The organism is Vibrio sp. KUL70 (assembly GCF_059725515.1).
In genome coordinates this window covers 1474342-1492393 of the sequence record NZ_AP045834.1, presented here as the reverse complement: position 1 = coordinate 1492393, position 18052 = coordinate 1474342, and the positions used below count along the sequence as shown (strand labels likewise).

Here is an 18052-nt window from a genome sequence, read left to right as displayed (position 1 = left end):
ATGAGAAAGGAACCTCAATATGAAATACAAGTTAAGCGCCATGTTTTTTTTAGTTGCCACCGCCAGTAACGCCAACGCTGCTGAATGTGGCAGCGTAACAATCGCAGATATGAACTGGAACTCAGCAACCCTCATCGCCAATATCGATAGGTTTATCCTAGAACACGGGTATGGTTGCGACGCAGAACTCATTCCCGGCGACACCATGCCCACGGGCACCTCAATGATTGAGAAAGGCCAGCCAGACGTAGCCCCAGAGCTCTGGAGTAACAGTTTGAAAGCTGCGCTCGATAAGGGCGTCGAAGAAAAACGACTGCGTTACGCGGGTAAAGCGCTCGTAAACGGCGGTGAAGAAGGCTTTTGGGTACCGAAATACCTTGTGAGCCAATATCCTGAAATCGCGACTATCGAAGGTGTTCGTAAACACGCCAAACTATTCAAACATCCGGAAGATCCAGATACATCCGCATTTTACAGCTGCCCCGCTGGTTGGAACTGCCAAATCAGTGCAGGTAATCTTTTCAATGCATTAGCACTTGAAGAGAGTGGCTTTAGCATTGTCGATCCCGGCTCTAGTGCGGGTCTCTCTGGGGCTATCGCCAAAGCCTATGAGCGTGAAGAAGCGTGGTTTGGGTATTACTGGGCACCGACGGCTGTACTAGGTAAATACGACATGGTTAAAGTGGACTTTGGCAGTGGTGTTGATAAAGACGAGTTCGTGAACTGTACGACTCAAGAGGGGTGTGAAGCTCCCAAAGCGACCATGTACCCGCCCTCTCCAGTACATACCATCACGACAGAAAGCTTTGCGAGTCGCGCGCCAGACGCCTATGACTACTTCACTAAACGTGGTTTTACTAACGACAAAATGAACGCGCTATTAGCTTGGATGGAAGACAATCAGGCCGACGGTGAAGAAGCTATGTTGCATTTCCTAAGTGAGTATCCTGATATTTGGCACCCTTGGGTATCTCAAGACGTTGCGAAAAAAGTAGAGGCCGAGCTGTAAACCTCATTGGTTTATGACTTATCTCGGATTAAATCATACATTATAACGTCGCTATCATTGATGTTATTCAGCATTCGAAGCGGTTGTGCTTACCAACCGCTTCGGAATATAAGGATATAAAATGGCTGACAATAGCTGGTTCTCCAGTTTTCCTGAAATGGAACGCTCAGACTTACGAGCAATTAAGAAAACGCTAGACGGAGCCTACCGAGATTTTTCTCGTGAATACGGCGAAATGATCGAATCTTTCTTTGACCCTTTACTTTCGTTTCTCGTCTGGTTTGAAAAACTCCTCATATCTACTCCGTGGCTTATTGTTCTGGTGGTGTGTAGTGCCCTAGTTTACGGTGCTAGTCGCTCGTGGAAGTTGGGGCTTGGTTGTGTAGTTTCACTGCTGCTCATCGGTTACTTTGGTATGTGGGAAGACACCATGCGCACTCTTAGTATCATTACTGTGTGTACCTTGGTTTCAATATGTTTAGGCATACCGATTGGGATTGCGATGGCACGTTCCAATCGAGTTCAATCTATCGTGACTCCACTACTCGACGTCATGCAAACCATGCCTGCATTTGTTTATTTAATTCCAGTCGTAATGCTACTTGGCATCGGTAAGATCCCAGGGCTTATCGCTGTTGTTATCTACGCTATCCCACCAGTCATTCGCTTGACTAACCTCGGCATTCGTCTTGTAGACAAAGAAGTGCTCGAAGCAGCAACCGCTTTTGGAGCGAATAAAAAACAACGCCTTTGGGGTGTTCAGTTACCCCTAGCGATGCCAACCATCATGGCAGGCATAAACCAGACCATCATGATGGCTTTGTCTATGGTGGTCATCGCATCAATGATTGGTGTAAAAGGATTAGGCCAGCCGGTGTTGAAATCTATAACTAACCAATATTTCACGTTAGGTCTTCTCAATGGTTTCGCTATTGTGGCATTAGCAATCCTATTTGACCGAGCATCGCAAGCCTACGCAAAAAGAACCAACGCACATTTAGGAGGGTTTAAGCATGACTAAACCTCTGATTGAAATTAGCGGGTTGTATAAAGTCTTCGGCCCTAAGCCTAAGTCTGTGATTGAGCGTATTCATAATGGTCAAAACAAAGACCAAATTCTCGCAGATACGGGGCACACCGTAGGTCTCAAAGAGATAAATCTAGAGATCAATCGTGGCGAAATATTCGTAATAATGGGACTTTCTGGCTCTGGGAAGTCAACATTAATCCGACACTTCAACCGCCTGATAGAGCCGACCGAGGGTAAGATTACCGTTGAAGGGATCGATGTTATGAGTCTCAACACCAGAGAGCTGGAAGAGTTTCGTCGCCACAAGATGTCAATGGTATTCCAGCGTTTTGGTTTAATGCCTCATCGAACTGTGGTTGAGAATGTGGCTTACGGGCTTGAGGTTCAGGGCATAAAAAAAGAAAAGCGTTTAGCCAAAGCGTCTGAATGGCTAGATACGGTTGGTCTTAAAGGTTATGAGCACCAATACCCAGCACAGTTGTCTGGCGGCCAACAACAGCGTGTTGGCTTGTCGCGCGCTCTCTGTACCGATGCTGAGATCCTGTTGATGGATGAGGCATTCTCAGCGCTCGACCCATTAATTCGTAGTGAAATGCAAGACCAACTGATTGAGCTGCAAGAGAAGCTACACAAAACCATTATTTTCATCACCCATGACCTTGACGAAGCACTGCGACTTGGTGACCGAATCGCAATCTTAAAAGATGGTGAATTGGTTCAACAAGGAACACCCCATGAAATTCTTTTGCACCCGGCAGACGATTACGTGGAAGCCTTCGTTAAAGATGTGAATCGCGCACGTGCACTGACGGTAGAAACGGTGATGCAGCCACCTCTATATCGGATCACTTCAGAAACAATTGAAGGTGCGCTTGCTCAAATGAAGATGTTGAAACACGACTATGCCTATCATGTCACAGATGACGGGTATCAAGGTTTGGTGACTAAAGAGAGCCTTCAAGACGCCGTCGAATCTGATACGGTGAATGACTTCAATGAGGATATTTACGAAGAAGTACCTTCGGTCAATCCTGATGCTGTCATAGAAGAGGTTCTGCAAGATACCATGTCATGCGAATACTCGTTGCCTGTCGTTGATGAAGAAGGCAACTTAAAAGGTGAGTTAGAACGAAGTGCCGTAGCGGACATCTTTGCAGAACCGGGAGAAACCGAAACCGTCCCAAAGTCCGAGATTGATAAGGCGTCTTAGACGCTAACTGGCGCCCACTGTTCGCTTCTTGAACTTGCGTGGGCGCTTTTTTGCTACACTATTGTTGTCCATTCCCTCTTAGAACCCACCTCGCTTGGCATTTTTGCAATCTTCCATATTCAAGCGGTTGAAATTATTCTAAAAAATGTCTAATACTTAAATATCTAATTGCGTTACAGATGTTACCCTTCGTAACAATCACGTTTTACGAACTTTCATGGATGGATCTACGTACGATGACAGTGACCAACACTTATGCCGAAGACCTTGTTGATGAATCGGTTCTACAACAGATGATTGTAGATACCAGCGCAGAGGTCATCCCTATTCTGATCGACCACTATGTGGAAGAGTCTAAAACGCGCATTGAAGCTATTAAACAGGCCGCTCAATCCCAAGATGGTGAGGTTCTCGAGTTTGAAGTTCACACACTAGGCAGCACATCACTCGCTTTGGGAAACCGAGCTTTATCAACACTAGCTCGCGACATTGAACGTCAATGCTTAGAGAAACAGACAGAGCTTGCATTCACACGTGTCGATGAGCTTCTTGCTTTGGCGGACGATTCGATAGAAGCGCTTATCACCCGCAAAGAGCTTGGCTTCGACTAAAAACACCAATGTCTGGATTAGAATACCGATAACGACATAAAGCACAGAACGCAAAGATTGACGTTTGGTTAGGACAAGATTCAAAAGGAATAACACAATGCGCCCTAAAGTATTGTTAGTTGAAGACTCCACTTCATTAGCTGTTTTATACAAACAGTATGTAAAAGATGAACCCTACGACATTTTTCACGTCGAAACGGGAGCAGAAGCCAAAACCTTCATTGAGCGCCACACGCCGCAACTGGTTATCCTCGACCTGAAGTTACCTGACATGTCGGGCGAAGAAGTATTAGATTGGATAACAGAAAATGAAGTTCCGACGGCTGTAATTATTGCTACCGCTCATGGCTCAGTCGACATTGCAGTTAGCCTTATTCAGCGTGGTGCAGAAGACTTTCTCGAAAAACCGATTCAAGCTGAACGCCTAAAAACCTCAGTTCAGCTGCACCTTAAACGCGCCAAGCTAGAGAATCTAGTTGAGAACATCAAAAGTAAGTTCGACCGCGAATCCTTCCAAGGCTTCATTGGCTCATGTCTACCGATGCAAGCCGTATACAAAACCATCGACTCGGTAGCACCAACCACTGCCAGTGTGTTCATTAATGGTGAGAGCGGTACGGGTAAAGAGGTGTGTGCTGAAGCCATCCATAAAGAGAGCCAGCGCCGCGACAAGCCGTTCGTTGCGATCAACTGTGGTGCCATTCCTCGTGATTTGATGGAAAGTGAAATTTTCGGCCACGTTAAAGGCGCATTTACGGGTGCAACGACGGATAGAAAAGGCGCTGCGATGCAAGCGCACGGCGGCACTCTATTTCTCGACGAGCTCTGTGAGATGGAGCTCGAGATGCAGAAGAAATTGCTGCGATTCTTACAAACAGGCACATTTACCCCACTGGGGGCAACTCGTGAAGTTAAAGTAGATGTACGAATCATCTGTGCGACTAACCGTGACCCGTTGTTAGAGGTTGAAGAAGGTCGCTTTAGAGAAGATCTCTACTACCGTGTTCACGTTGTGCCCATTGAAATGCCGCCTTTGCGAGAGCGTGGTAGTGACATTGTCACACTATGTAAGCACTTTCTGAAAATCTACGCTAAACAAGACGGCAAGAAATTCAAATCGATAGATAAAGAAGCTCAGGTTTTATTAAAGAACTACCCTTGGCCAGGTAATGTTCGCCAACTTCAGAACATTATTCGAAACATTGTGGTCCTTAATAACGAAACCAATGTGACCAAAGAGATGATACCCGCTCCGATTAATGGTGCGGGTGGCCGGAGCAAAGTCGTAACGCCTACTAAGCGCGCCGAACCTGTTCAAGAAGCAGTAGTAGAAACAGTCTCCAAGCCTGCCCCATTGATTCCAGATCAAATTGAGGCTACACCTGAGAGCAACGGCCCCGCTCTTACCAATGGTGATGGCAGTATTCGCCCAATGTGGAAGATTGAGCGAGAAGCGATTCAAAATGCGATCAACCACTGTGATGGTAATGTGTTGAATGCCGCAGTGCTGTTAGAGCTTAGCCCTTCTACCGTGTATCGTAAGAAGCAGGCATGGGAAGCTGAAGATGAGTACAACCAAGCCTAAGCACATTCAAAAATTTGAGATTGAACCAAATGAGATTTGGCTGTTACTCGACAGCCAAACCTTCGGAGGTATTGAAACTCACGTTTTGGAGCTTGCCAAAGGGTTGAAAGCGCATCAACAAAAGGCGCGCATCATCCTACTCACTCGCTATTTTCCAGCCCCTCCCATTATTGAACGCCTTGAGCAAACGGGTCTGCATTTCTCCTTTTTACAAGATTTAGCAACGACTCAAGGTTCATCAGTGATTCAGCTTAGTCATGCCATCGAAACTTACCAACCAAGGCTCCTACATTGTCATGGTTACAAATCCAGTATCATTGGCAAAGTAACAAAGCTAATCTACCCTCGCCTTTCTCTTTACCAAGTATCTACCTATCACGCAGGGGAAACGCCAAAGGGTCGCGTCTGGCTCTATGATGCTCTCGATCGCTACACGAGCTTCCTATCTAGCCATTCATTGGTCGTCAGCAATAAGATCAAAGAAAAGATCCCAAGCGCAACGACAATGCTCAACAACTTTGTGAGTATGCCAGAGCGCCAACCTTCTTCTGATTTTACCTCTAGCTCATACCGATTTGGTTTCGTGGGTCGCTTGAGTCACGAAAAAGCAGCCGACCGATTCTTAGATTTAGCTATTCACTTTCCTGACCACCAATTCCATCTGTTTGGAGATGGGCCTGAGCGCGAACAGTTGGAATCACGCAAAGCTGATAACTGTATCTTTCACGGTCACCAGCAAAATATGGATAAAGTATGGAGAAGTATCGACATACTGATTATCCCATCACGATATGAAGGTTTGCCAATGGCAGCATTAGAAGCAATGTCTCTCGGCATTCCAGTGATTGCGACCGCTGTCGGTAACTTACCTCAACTCATAAATCACAGTGAGAATGGCTATTTAGCACATGTTCCAGAAGATCTCGAAGCATGCGTAAATCGTTGGCTATCACTCTCTCAAAATGAAAAAACAGCGCTCAGCCAACAAGCAATAGACACCATTAACAAGACGTACTCACCGCAAGCTGTGATCCCGCAATTACTTGAGTGCTACGGACTCTGATTGTCAAAAAGAAACTACCATTCTCGACTCAACAACATAGTTTCTCAAAATAGAACATGACTCTCTTATCCATAAATCACTCATCAATCTGATTCTCAAATTGACATTCGCTTGACAACCTCAGAAATAAACCCTTAAAAATCAGCCACTTAAAACAATAACCATACTGGCATTCCGCTTGCTATGTTCACTCTATACAAACAATTTATCCCATCTAGGGGCAACGTATTTGAATTGGTAGAGAGTGAGGCTTAGCGATGAATAATTACAAGAACATACTCTTTGTACATTACGGTGATAACTGGATTCGTGGCAGCGAGGCGTGTTTGATCAATTTGATTTCGAGTTTGAATAAAGAGAAGTTTCGACCAATTGTTTGGAGCAATTGCAAGCCGTTAACAAAACACTTTAAAAAGCAGTCAGTCCCTACCGTTTATACCTCCTTTAAACTGCTACTCGGCTGGAGCGCGCCAAGGTTCGATCTGTATCAATGGGGCGTGCAAGTAAAGCAAGCTGTCTCTCTTATCAAACAGCATGATATCGACATTGTTCACATCAATAGTGGCGCTCCTTGTCAATGGATGTGTATCGCAGCCAAATTGTGCGGCGTCCCTGTGGTAACCCAACTTCACAGTGACTATCAACTTCGAGATCGCTTTACTTTGGGTTTACACCTTTCTCCAAACATCGCCTGTGTGAGCCATGATATTAGCAAGGGTCTTCTTGATGACGGATACCCACAAGAGCAACTTTGTGTCATTCACAATGGCGTTGTCCAACATCGAACTACAAATAGAGACGTGCGAGCGGAACTCAACATCCCACAGTCAAGCTTTGTATTTATTACTGTTGGCTCTCTGATTGTTAGAAAGGGCGTCGATTTGATTATCCAATCATTGAATCGAATTCAGAGCGACAAAGATGCACATCTTATTGTGATTGGTGATGGTGAAGACAGAGACAACCTAGTCGCGCTCGTGAACGATTTAGACCTAGGCTGTAAGGTCCATTTTGTTGGCGAAAGACAAGACGTTGCAGATTGGCTTTGCAGCGACGTCGACGCGTTCATTAGCGGTGCGCGATATGAAGCCTTTGGTTTGGTTTTAGCGGAAGCGGGGTTGGCAGGACTACCTGTTATCGCCCCTCGCATTGGTGGTATACCAGAGTTTATCCACCACAATCGAACTGGTCTTTTATTCGACCCGAGCAATCCTATTGATGAGATGTGCCACCAGATGACTCGCTTAATGTCTGATGGGGCGCTAGGAGAGGACCTAGCAACTCAACTGCATCACTTAGTACACTCAAAACTCACGATCGAAGCCAACACTCGCCAATTTGAAAACCTATACCACAAAGTGATACGCCAGAACGATTCATCTTGCTTACTCAATGGTCTAAAGCCACTTGTCCGCTGGGCATTTCATTAACATCAACAGGTTGGAGACATACGATGAATACCAAGACCCGAAATGCCAACAACAAATCAACACATGGCTTGATTTACGACCCAATTCCTTTTGCTGGCGGATCTAAAATAGCAACCCTCGAAATGTTGATGACCACTCACGAGTCAATCGAAAAGCAAGCTGAGGACAATGTCAGTTTTACAATTGTTACCGCTGATCCTGACTCTTGGAGAACCGCAGTAAGCAAGCTTAACGCGAGAATTATTACTCTACCTAACTGGGGTTTTCTTACGGTACCTCAAGGGCTTCGCTACTGGGTTGCTCAGTTAGTATTGGCCTTAACTCTGATGATCACATTGCTCCGCCTACCAAGTATCAGTTATACCGTAGGTGCTTCAAACCCAGGGATCGATATGGCGCTCTACATCGTTAAATGGGTTTGGAGAATGCCAATCATACAACTGGTTCATGGTCCTGTTGGACTTTCGCGTTCTATCGGTCATTGCTTTACTCGCGCTGATTCGGTCTTTTATTTATCTTCAAGCATCGATTCAATACGCGCTGCGATAAGCTGCTACTTTTCTAAGGCTCGTGACTCTGAACAAGCTGAGATCATGACGCGTGCTGTTCTTGAGAGCGCGAGTTTTGAATCTTTTACTAATGGTTTGACCCTAGCGAATTGGCCAACTCAAAGCACAGGAACATCAAATGACGTTTTTTGGGCAGCTTCTCTACTTAAATGGAAAGGATTAGAGACACTCAATGAAGCATTGAACATTGCTCATCAAACAACGCCATGGAATACCAACATCTGTTATATCACACCGCAAAATACACATTTAGGTGTGAGCAGTTTACCGACAGAAAGTACGTACACTAAGCTGTTCCATGCGCCTAACAATCTTGACCAAATCCGCGCAAATTCAGGTATTTTTGTGTCTACCAGTATCAACGAGCCGTTTGGCTTGTCTGTTTTGGAGAGCCTAGCCGCTGGGCTGTGCGTCGTTATTCCAAGCGATGGCGCTTATTGGGATCGAGTCCTTGAAGATAATGTCAATTGCCTAAAGTTCGCTCCACAAGATCCACAATCATTGTATGAAGCTGTCCAAACGTTGATTGGCGACCCTCAGCTTCGTCAACGTTTATCACAGGCAAGTTTTGATAAAGCGAAACAGTATCGAGCGGAGCATTGTTACGCTTCGATCTGTATTGCTATGCGCGGACAAGCTGCGACTAAACCAGCAATGGCTTCGTTGGAGACTTCTCATGATTAACTCTTTACGTCAGCCATCACCGCTAATAAACATGCTGACCTACGGCATCGGATTGGTCGTAAGCAAAGGCGCGGCTCTAATTATGTTGCCGATTATCGCCAACTATCTTGCCCCTTCTCAAATTGGTCGGTTAGACCTGTTAGCCTCTATCGGTGCGGTAACGGGTATCGTCGTGACATTTGCTCTGCATGAGGCACTTTACCGTTTTGTTGGAGAAGAGAGTGATTTTAAAAAACGTTTTTTGAAAGCGAGTGAAATCTTCTCCCTCACCTGTGTCGTTTCTCTGATTCTGGCTGCTGTTCTTTTTGGCTATATCAATATTGGCCTTGGCGACCAATTTGCCTTTGCAAGCCGCACTGAGCTCAATCTCATTTTAGTTTGTGCTTCTCTTGAAGGCGTTATCGGTTTATCTACCGCGTGGCTGAGAATGCAGGACAAAGCATTTACGTTTCTAGCAATCAGTGTCGCTTCAACACTACTACAAATCAGCTTAATTCTTGGTGTGCTATTTTCTAGCCCGAGTGTTGAGAAAATTTTAATGTGCGGCGTGGTCACCTACCTTTTCCAAATCACTGCACTGCTTATTATTAATCGCTTTAAACTCACATTTACCAACATCTCAGCATTTCGAGAGTATCTTCGTTACGGCTGGCCACTGATGCTAACTGGCTTAATCGGTTTTGGTTTAAACGGTGCAGAAAGATTCTTCGTCGCCTACTCCACCAACCTAGATACCCTTGGACAATATGCGATTGCGATTAAATTCTCGTTTGCCATGTGTATCTTGGTTCAGCCTTTTGGAATGTGGTGGATGCCAAAACGTTTCAATACGCTAGCGAATCAAGGTCGCCGTAAAACCGTTGAGGTTACCCAGCTTGGAGTTATCTACATCACTCTACTCACTGTAGGCGTCGCATTCGCAGCCAAAGCTTTCATCTTGCTAGCACTGCCAGAAACCTATCTATTGTCGGCTCAACTTGTATTGGGAACGTTGCTGTTTTCTTGGTTCAAGGAGGTCGCGGAACTGCTCAATATCGGCATTCTTCATCGCAAAGCCACCAGATTACAGCTATGGATTTCGGTAAGCGCCACTCTCATTGGTCTTAGCATGATGTGGTTACTAAGTGGCTTTGGTGTCTGGGGGATAATTGGCGCTTTGTGTATCGCTCAAGCATTTAAAGCTGTCATTGTGTTTATCTACAGTCAAAGGCTGACTCATCTACCTTATTCGCTCGGACTGTTCCTCTTTGAGTTTAACGTGCTAGTACTGTGTCTGTTGTTAGCTCTCTCTATACAAAATGTCTGGTTCTGCCTAGCGATGGCAGTCATTGCTCCAGTGATCTGTTGTCTGCCCGCTTATCGAATTGAAGCAGTAAGGCACAACGTTCAAGTGTTGGGACAGAAGCTTATTGGCAAATTAGGAATCTTAGCTGGGCACAAGCCTTGCTAGATCATTATTTCAGCAAATAGGATTTTCATTATGACTAACGCTACCCACAAGTTACCTTCAATTGTCACAGTATCCGTGCTGTGCCTATTGATGGGCGGCGTTTGGTACATCGTCCCACATCCAATTGTTGCAATTTGCTTAGCTTTCATCCCATTAGGTGCCCTATTTGTTATCAACAAAACCTATTGGCTGGTCATTTTGTTCGTCGTATTCTCATTTTTCCGCATCCATGAAGCGATCCCCCAACTTTATGCATTTAAACTGCCTCTGTTTCTTTCACTTGGAGCTTTGTCGGCTTTGATGTGGCACACGCTTATTAGCAAGGAACTTAAGACCTATTGGCACCGCTCACTATCGTGGTTAGCACTGTTTTGGTTACTTGTCACAATTGGTCTGGTATTTGCCTCGAACCGAGGGGTTGCTATCCAAGAATTTAAAGGGATTTACTGGAAGATTATGGTGATGACACTCGCGATTGTTTGGCTGGTAAACAGCATGGATAAACTCGCTAAAACGTCGACTATCATTATCTTCTCGGGCTGTTTAATTGGCATCATCGCCATCTCTAACTCCATCAATGGAATTGGTCTTGTTGAAGGTACTCGTGTCACCATTGGCCGAGACATTGGCTCAATGCTCGGTGACCCAAACGATCTCGCTCTTGTACTCATGTTCCCTATGGCCTTTGCGATCAGCCAAGCGACAACGAAAGGCATACCCACAATGCACCGCTTCATCGGAGCAGCTGCATGTATCATCCTTCTTTATGCAGTTATCGCAACACAAAGCCGTGGCGGCCTTCTAGGCTCTATTGCTGTTCTAGGAATCTTCGCTCTGAGCATCATTCGCTCGAAGGTCACTTTAATTAGCTTAGGCGCTATTGCAGCGGTTGGACTCTATTTCGCTGCCGGCATATCCGATAGAGCGTCCGGCGGTGCTGCAGAAGCCGGTATCGATGCGTCGGCTATGGGGCGCCTGTACGCTTGGGAAGCAGCGTTTAAAATGGCGCTCGATAATCCACTAACAGGGGTCGGGTTAAATAACTTTTACTCGAACTACTTTTTCTACAGCCCACACTGGGATGGTCTCAACCATGCTGTACACAGTACTTGGTTTGGGGTACTCGCCGAAACTGGCTTCCTTGGCTTAACCGTATTTATCATCTTGATTGGCTCTTTGCTCATCACCGCACGCAAAACCCTAAAACAAATCAAAGCCACTGGTAATTCAGTCAACCCAATCCTCTACTCTTCGGCGTTCGCCGTTTATGCCGGGCTTATCGGGACAATTGTGTCTGGTACCTTCCTAACTCAAGGCTTCAACTGGCCTATTTATATCCTTTCTGCATTGACGGTTTGTGTTTCTCATATATCCCAAACTGAATGTCAAAATGAGAAGCCAAACAAGCACAATCCTTAAGTAACTGAAAATTAATAACTATTTATATGGCACATATAATGAAAGTACTCCATTAAAACAAAAAATGGAGATTTCAAAATGACGTCAGTATCAGTTCATCAATTTAAGACTTGGTTGAAGTTTCATCCTAATTCTCATATTCGTAATCTGTTTTTCATTTTGAAAGACATACGAAATGCCGAACTTCCAGTACCTAAATTTGCCAGTAAATGCCTATACCATGTTCACCGCAGTATCTCGGGTGTCATTTCAGGCATTATTCGCTTCTTCTATTGGACACCCGCTTTTAAAGGTCGTCTAAATCGCTGTGGTAAACATCTATACCTTTATGGTGGTTTACCGTTTGTTAGTGGCCCTCTCACTATTAACGTGGGTAACGAGTGTCGTATTTCAGGCCACACGACATTTTCAGGTTGTAGCCAACCGACTGCTGATGGTAGCCAACCTTGCTTAGAAATTGGCGATAACGTTGATGTCGGTTGGCAATCGACAATTGCGGTTGGACGCCGCGTTGTTCTTTCTGACAATGTACGTATTGCAAGTGGCGCATTCCTCTTTGGTTATTCTGGTCACCCTCTTGATGCACGACGTCGTGCTCTCGGTGAAGGCGACGATCCGGAACAGATTGGCGATATCATTCTTGAACGAGACGTTTGGCTGGGCACCAATGTCACTGTAAAAGGTGGAGTAACCATCGGCGAAGGCAGTGTGGTTGCTGCGGGAAGTGTCGTGACAAAATCTGTTCCGCCACTTTCAATTGTTGCGGGCAACCCAGCACGCATCGTTGGCAGTATTCCAAGCGAGCCAGCTGTGTTCGATATTGAAGAACACAAAGGAGGCCGTCATGCGTGATTTGATTGTTTTCGGGGAAGACTTTGGTGGATTACCGTCATCGACGCAGCACTTAATCCGTCATTTAGCGAAGCAACATAAAGTGCTATGGGTAAATTCGATAGGTTTAAGACAACCAAAGTTAAACCTAAAAGACATCACTCGTGCATTGAACAAACTAGTAGGAAGAAGTAACGCACAAACTCAAAACATGTTAGCCGAGCAAGCATTCGACAACATTACCGTGGTTAATCTTAAAACCGTACCAGCACCACGTTCTTTAGTCGCTAGAAAGCTTGCTAAGGAGCTGATGTTAGCTCAGCTAAAGCCTCTTATTAAGAAGTTGGGAATGAAAAACCCAGTACTTTGGACTTCGTTACCAACTGCTGCTGACTTGTGTGGTCACTTGGGAGAAACCCATGTGGTCTATTACTGCGGCGATGACTTCTCGGCACTCGCCGGCGTTGATCACAGCTGCGTCGCTCGACACGAACAGGCTCTAATAGAAAAAGCTGACGTGATTTTTGCAGCTAGTCAGAAGCTAATGGATAAATTCCCTTCTGAAAAAGCCCACTTATTACCACATGGGGTAGATTTTGCGCTCTTTTCTAACCCAGCGAAACGCGCAACAGATTTACCGAGCCATCATCGTCCAATCGCAGGTTTTTACGGCAGTTTATCTCAATGGCTCGACTACGATTTGATCGAAAAAACAGCGTTAGCACGCCCGGATTGGGACTTCGTTTTCATTGGCCCTAACGAACTAGATCAGCTCGCTCTACCAACACTCAATAACGTGCTCTATCTTGGTCCAAGAGCACATCATCAGTTGCCGAGTTATTCACAACACTGGGATGTGAGTTGGTTACCATTTGTCGACAATGAACAGATAAGAGCTTGCAGCCCTTTAAAACTCATGGAGTATCTCGCAGCTGGAACACCGATTGTGACTACCCCTTTTCCTGCACTCAAGCCTTATCAAGAGTATGTGACTACCGTGAATAACGCTGAACAGGCATCGCAAGCCTTAACTCACGCTCGCCAATCGTGCTCTGTTTCTCCAACGATCGTAGAAAAAGAGAGTTGGGAAACTCGCGGTGAGATTGTTCACTCTATTTTGGAGTCGTTATGAATAATCTAAAAACCCGATTACTACAGATACTTTATGGCGCATGGCGACAACGCTATGTGATTGTCATTCCGATGCTGATACTACCGATTGTGGGTTTATTGGTCGCAAATCTGACGCCTAAAAAATACGACTCGCACACCAGTATGCTGATTCAAGAAACCGCTAAAATGAATCCGTTTCTTGAGGACATCGCAGTATCAACCATGCTTAAAGACCGTATCAATGCTCTAAAAACACTGCTGCACAGTCGCCATGTTCTCTACTCAGTAGCAGAAGAACTCAAGCTAATAGACTCAAGTATGTCGAATATTGAGCAAGAGGAGGTCATTAACGACCTGTCACAACGGTTGATGGTCACTCAATTAGGTAAAGACTTTCTCAAAATAAGTCTAACTAGCCACACGCCTGACAGAATGGAAGAGACTTTGAAATCCGTCAGTGAGCACTTTATCGCTCAATTACTTGCTCCAGAGCGCTCTTCAATTGAGGACTCAAGTAACTTTCTTGCTATTCATATTGAAAAACGTCGTGAAGCACTCGACCAAGCGGAACAAGCGTTAGCGCTTTATCGCAACAACAACATCGAATCGACCCCAGAGATTCAGAGCCAAAGTCTCAACCGATTAGCGGCGCTCAAACAGAGCCTGTCTGAGAAAGAGGCGGAAATGGCTGGTGTTAAGAAAAGCTTAGGTTCAATGGATCAACAGCTTTCACGTACCAATCCAGTGATCGGCAAAATCGAGGACCAGATCATTGATATCCGCAGCGAGCTCACCTTACTCCAAGCTAAGTACACCAACAAACATAGCGCCGTACAAGCAAAACTGCGTGAGTTAGACAGACTAGAGAGTGAACGCAAAACCTTGCTTGAAATGAAGCAACCTAACATGAACAGCGACCAGCTTTGGGACATTGCCAGTAGTAACACCTTTAACGACGTCTCAGAACTACAGCCTCTGTTGGTAACACAATTACACAGCTTGCAACTGGTTCGTGCGCGTTTTGAATCGTTAAAAGAAGAAACTAAAAGCTTGAAAACGATGATCTTTGAGTTGGAGAACAAAGCAAACAACTTTGGGCAAAGCGCCAAAGAGATGTACCGATTTCAGCGTGACGTTCAAATCAAGCGTCAGCTTTACGATGAGTTAGTTGAGCGTTACGAAATGGCCCAGCTTACCGGCTCTTTGGGTGTCTTTGAACAAAACAAACGAGTCAAAATTATAGATCTGCCCTACACGCCGAGCATCCCATCCAACATGCCTTCATTCATCTTTGCCATTGCTGGCTTGATCGCAGGGGTTGGTTTTGGGATAGGCTTAGCAATTCTATTCGAACTGTTTGACTCATCAGTGAAAGGAAGTGCTCAGGTTGAACAAGTGTTGGGTATCCCTGTGATTACCGTCATCCCCAAAATGAACTAGCTACCTTTTTGAGTAATTAAACCACCAGCTTCAACTGGTGGTTTTTGGTTTCTTTCTCCATTCAATTTTCCGCTATTTCATTTTCAACAAGCGGTTTCTCACAAAGCCGTTTCTTGACAAGCGTTTTGATTTTCAAATTGAGAATAAGAGTCAAAAATCAGCCATTAACACTTAAGCAGTTGTATTTATTGAATTATTTTATTGGCACGCGACCTGCTATGTTTATAACGGTAGAAAATTAAAAGCTGAGAATAGTAAGAAATATCACATCCCTTACTTACCCACTTACTAACAATAATGAAAGCGGAGTACCACATGAAAGCACAAGGAAAGAAAATAATTCATGTCGTTCAGCACCTCGCTCCTGGTGGGCTGGAAACATTAACACTTGATCTGCTTCGCCTTGCAGACCCAAAAGATCAAGTTTTGATCGTCAGTTTAGAAGGCCAATGTGACTCTTCAATCAACAACTGGCCAAAGCTCGAACAGTACCGCTCACAAATTGTGTTTCTAGATAAACAGCCAGGTGTGCAATTCAACGTTCTGCTTTCTCTGATTAAGGCATTTAGCAACATCAAACCCGATGTCGTTCACACCCACCATATCGGGCCTCTTCTTTACGCGGGCTATGCTGCTCGCCTTTGTAGTGTTCCTTATCGAATCCACACAGAGCACGATGCTTGGCATCTTAAAAATGCCAAGAGAAGACGTTTACAAGCAATCGCTCTTCAATTTGCGAAACCTATGCTAGTCGCAGATGCAGCGAAAGTTTATAACCAGCTGTGCTCAGCATTTTCCTACAAAAACATCACAACAATACGCAACGGAATTGATTGCGAAAAATTCCGCCCAACTTCAAAAATAGCTTCGCGTCGTCTATTTAACCTCAGCGCCAATGACTTCATCGTTGGTTGCGCAGGGCGATTAGAAAAGGTGAAAGGACAAGACCAACTCATTCAAGCTCTCCCTCTGATTCCAAAACGTATTAAAGTCGCGATCGCAGGTGACGGCTCACAAAGAGAAGCCCTTGAACAGTTAGCTAAAAAACTGAATGTTGCAGACCGCGTGATGTTCCTCGGTTTGGTCGAAGACATGGTCTCATTCTACAACTCGTTAGATGTATTTTGTCTTCCATCACGCTCAGAGGGCTTGCCACTCTCTTCCCTAGAAGCTCAAGCTTGTAACATTCCGACAGTTGCGATGGATGTAGGCGCGGTAAAAGAGACACTTTGCCCTGTGACCGGGCACTTAGTAAAACCGGACAACGTTCCTCATTTAGCTTATTCGTTATTCAAGACATCACAAAACCACATTTTAGAAAACTTTTCTAATCCACGTCGTTATGTACTTGAGAACTTCAACATCAGCGACATGGTTGAGTCGTACAACAAGCTGTCAGAGGAGCGTTACGTATGATCGATATGGTACTTGCTACCCTTTGCCTACTGGCTGGAACGCTCATCGTATATCACCATGCAGGCTATCCAATTCTGCTTCGTTGGTATGCGAAGCGTCACCCTAAGCAACCTGTACATGAAAACCAAAGAGCTTACAAAGTAGAAGCACAGGACTGTACGCTGCCAACCGTGACTATCTTGGTTCCAGCTTATAACGAGGAAGCTTGGATTGCGGACAAGATTCGCAACCTCGCATCTCTCGACTACCCAAAGGACAAACTGAAAGTCGTGATTGCCTGCGATGGTTGTACAGACAAAACCGTTGTGAAAGCGCAGATGGCAATTCAAGAAGCGATCTGCAGTGACATCTATTTCGAGATTCATGATCACCAAGTCAACCGAGGCAAAGTAGCGACCGTTAATCAAGAAATCGCGAATATAGACTCGGATATTACGGCCCTGAGTGATGTATCGGCATTAATTTCATTAGATGCGTTATTGATCGCGGGAGAACATTTTAAGAAGCCAGAAGTAGGTGTGGTCAACGCGACTTATCAACTTTGCCCAACAGGTAATCAGGGTGAAGATGTTTATTGGAAATACCAAACAGCCGTTAAAGAGTGTGAAGCATCATTCGGCTCAAGTTTAGGTTCACACGGTGCCTTCTATCTATTTAGAACAACCCTGTTCACACCACTGCCTAGCAACACAATTAACGACGATTTCATTCTACCAATGCAAATCGTCAAACAGGGTTACACTGCTGAGTACGAAACACGCATGGTGGCTCTGGAATTAGAAGAGACAAATACCAAAGCTGATTTCAAAAGAAGGTTACGAATCTCGGCGGGGAACATGCAGCAAGCCATTGAGCTGTTTAGTTTATTCAGCCCAAAATTCAAAGGGATAGCATTTGCTTTCTTCTCCGGTAAAGGGTTAAGACTACTCACCCCGTACCTAATGATTGTTAGCTTAGTGTGCTCATTCTTCCTACGTGATTACTTTCTATTTAACTTTTTATTCTGGGCACAAATCGCCGTTTATACGCTTGGCATCGTTGGGTATTTATTACCAAAAAAACTAAGCATCAAACCTATTTCGTTAATTTCTTATCTTGTGGTGGGACACTACGCCAACTTTGTAGGCGGCATCCGTTACCTAATTGGATTAGAGAATACCCCTTGGACACGAGTCAATCGTTAAGGATCAAC

14 protein-coding genes and 1 pseudogene are annotated in these 18052 nt (G+C 45.0%); all 15 read left to right on the top strand.

The window, feature by feature from the left end; all coding sequences use genetic code 11:
- Positions 1-19 precede the first annotated feature (19 nt).
- The 15 genes and pseudogenes from AC6I7V_RS06530 (at position 20) to AC6I7V_RS06460 (ending at position 18044) form a co-directional block, all read left to right on the top strand.
- Entirely contained in the window at positions 20-1009 is a 990-nt protein-coding gene (locus AC6I7V_RS06530) for an ABC transporter substrate-binding protein (RefSeq protein WP_498011592.1), read from the top strand.
- 121 nt (positions 1010-1130) lie between these two features.
- Positions 1131-2030 (top strand): ABC transporter permease, encoded by a 900-nt coding sequence (locus tag AC6I7V_RS06525; protein WP_255230773.1) that lies wholly within the window; start codon positions 1131-1133, stop codon positions 2028-2030.
- The gene (locus AC6I7V_RS06520; protein ID WP_498011591.1) at positions 2023-3249 is read left to right on the top strand and encodes a quaternary amine ABC transporter ATP-binding protein; all 1227 of its coding nucleotides are present in this window, start codon (positions 2023-2025) and stop codon (positions 3247-3249) included. The genes AC6I7V_RS06525 and AC6I7V_RS06520 overlap by 8 nt, the downstream gene beginning before the upstream one ends.
- Before the next feature lie 221 nt (positions 3250-3470).
- Positions 3471-3860: an Hpt domain-containing protein gene (locus AC6I7V_RS06515; RefSeq protein WP_498011590.1), complete on the top strand. Its 390-nt coding sequence runs from the start codon at positions 3471-3473 to the stop codon at positions 3858-3860.
- 97 nt (positions 3861-3957) lie between these two features.
- Positions 3958-5445, top strand: a complete 1488-nt coding sequence (locus tag AC6I7V_RS06510) for a sigma-54-dependent transcriptional regulator (RefSeq protein ID WP_498011589.1) — start codon at positions 3958-3960, stop codon at positions 5443-5445.
- Complete coding sequence (locus AC6I7V_RS06505) at positions 5426-6508, top strand: glycosyltransferase family 4 protein (RefSeq protein WP_498011588.1); 1083 nt, start codon at positions 5426-5428, stop codon at positions 6506-6508. Before AC6I7V_RS06510 ends, AC6I7V_RS06505 begins: the two co-directional genes overlap by 20 nt.
- A 257-nt stretch (positions 6509-6765) precedes the next feature.
- Positions 6766-7938 (top strand): glycosyltransferase family 4 protein, encoded by a 1173-nt coding sequence (locus AC6I7V_RS06500; RefSeq protein ID WP_498011587.1) that lies wholly within the window; start codon positions 6766-6768, stop codon positions 7936-7938.
- A gap of 23 nt (positions 7939-7961) precedes the next feature.
- Positions 7962-9191 (top strand): glycosyltransferase family 4 protein, encoded by a 1230-nt coding sequence (locus tag AC6I7V_RS06495; protein WP_498011586.1) that lies wholly within the window; start codon positions 7962-7964, stop codon positions 9189-9191.
- Positions 9184-9948, top strand: a pseudogene (locus AC6I7V_RS06490) (lipopolysaccharide biosynthesis protein); the annotation flags it as partial. The gene AC6I7V_RS06495 and the pseudogene AC6I7V_RS06490, both read left to right, overlap by 8 nt.
- 723 nt (positions 9949-10671) lie before the next feature.
- Entirely contained in the window at positions 10672-12060 is a 1389-nt protein-coding gene (locus tag AC6I7V_RS06485) for an O-antigen ligase family protein (RefSeq protein ID WP_498011585.1), read from the top strand.
- Between the two features lie 78 nt (positions 12061-12138).
- Positions 12139-12912 carry an acyltransferase gene (locus tag AC6I7V_RS06480; RefSeq protein WP_498011584.1) on the top strand — a complete coding sequence of 258 codons (774 nt, stop codon included), beginning with the start codon at positions 12139-12141 and terminating at the stop codon, positions 12910-12912.
- A complete protein-coding gene (locus tag AC6I7V_RS06475) occupies positions 12905-14023 on the top strand; it encodes a glycosyltransferase (RefSeq protein WP_498011583.1) in 1119 nt (372 codons plus the stop codon). The genes AC6I7V_RS06480 and AC6I7V_RS06475 overlap by 8 nt, the downstream gene beginning before the upstream one ends.
- Positions 14020-15444, top strand: a complete 1425-nt coding sequence (locus tag AC6I7V_RS06470) for a GumC family protein (protein WP_498011582.1) — start codon at positions 14020-14022, stop codon at positions 15442-15444. The genes AC6I7V_RS06475 and AC6I7V_RS06470 overlap by 4 nt, the downstream gene beginning before the upstream one ends.
- Positions 15445-15759: 315 nt before the next feature.
- Positions 15760-16860 carry a glycosyltransferase gene (locus AC6I7V_RS06465; RefSeq protein ID WP_498011581.1) on the top strand — a complete coding sequence of 367 codons (1101 nt, stop codon included), beginning with the start codon at positions 15760-15762 and terminating at the stop codon, positions 16858-16860.
- Positions 16857-18044, top strand: coding sequence for a glycosyltransferase family 2 protein (locus AC6I7V_RS06460; RefSeq protein WP_255230786.1), 1188 nt, complete (start codon positions 16857-16859; stop codon positions 18042-18044). The genes AC6I7V_RS06465 and AC6I7V_RS06460 overlap by 4 nt, the downstream gene beginning before the upstream one ends.
- The last annotated feature ends 8 nt before the right edge of the window (positions 18045-18052 follow it).

Bases quoted from the DNA above. Each gene is read 5' to 3' on its own strand.
- AC6I7V_RS06470 (WP_498011582.1), top strand. From the start codon at position 14,020: ATGAATAATCTAAAAACCCGATTACTACAGATACTTTATGGCGCATGG.
- AC6I7V_RS06465 (WP_498011581.1), top strand. From the start codon at position 15,760: ATGAAAGCACAAGGAAAGAAAATAATTCATGTCGTTCAGCACCTCGCT.
- AC6I7V_RS06505 (WP_498011588.1), top strand. From the start codon at position 5,426: ATGAGTACAACCAAGCCTAAGCACATTCAAAAATTTGAGATTGAACCA.
- AC6I7V_RS06495 (WP_498011586.1), top strand. From the start codon at position 7,962: ATGAATACCAAGACCCGAAATGCCAACAACAAATCAACACATGGCTTG.
- AC6I7V_RS06485 (WP_498011585.1), top strand. From the start codon at position 10,672: ATGACTAACGCTACCCACAAGTTACCTTCAATTGTCACAGTATCCGTG.
- AC6I7V_RS06460 (WP_255230786.1), top strand. From the start codon at position 16,857: ATGATCGATATGGTACTTGCTACCCTTTGCCTACTGGCTGGAACGCTC.
- AC6I7V_RS06510 (WP_498011589.1), top strand. From the start codon at position 3,958: ATGCGCCCTAAAGTATTGTTAGTTGAAGACTCCACTTCATTAGCTGTT.
- AC6I7V_RS06520 (WP_498011591.1), top strand. From the start codon at position 2,023: ATGACTAAACCTCTGATTGAAATTAGCGGGTTGTATAAAGTCTTCGGC.
- AC6I7V_RS06530 (WP_498011592.1), top strand. From the start codon at position 20: ATGAAATACAAGTTAAGCGCCATGTTTTTTTTAGTTGCCACCGCCAGT.
- AC6I7V_RS06500 (WP_498011587.1), top strand. From the start codon at position 6,766: ATGAATAATTACAAGAACATACTCTTTGTACATTACGGTGATAACTGG.
- AC6I7V_RS06475 (WP_498011583.1), top strand. From the start codon at position 12,905: ATGCGTGATTTGATTGTTTTCGGGGAAGACTTTGGTGGATTACCGTCA.
- AC6I7V_RS06480 (WP_498011584.1), top strand. From the start codon at position 12,139: ATGACGTCAGTATCAGTTCATCAATTTAAGACTTGGTTGAAGTTTCAT.
- AC6I7V_RS06515 (WP_498011590.1), top strand. From the start codon at position 3,471: ATGGATCTACGTACGATGACAGTGACCAACACTTATGCCGAAGACCTT.
- AC6I7V_RS06525 (WP_255230773.1), top strand. From the start codon at position 1,131: ATGGCTGACAATAGCTGGTTCTCCAGTTTTCCTGAAATGGAACGCTCA.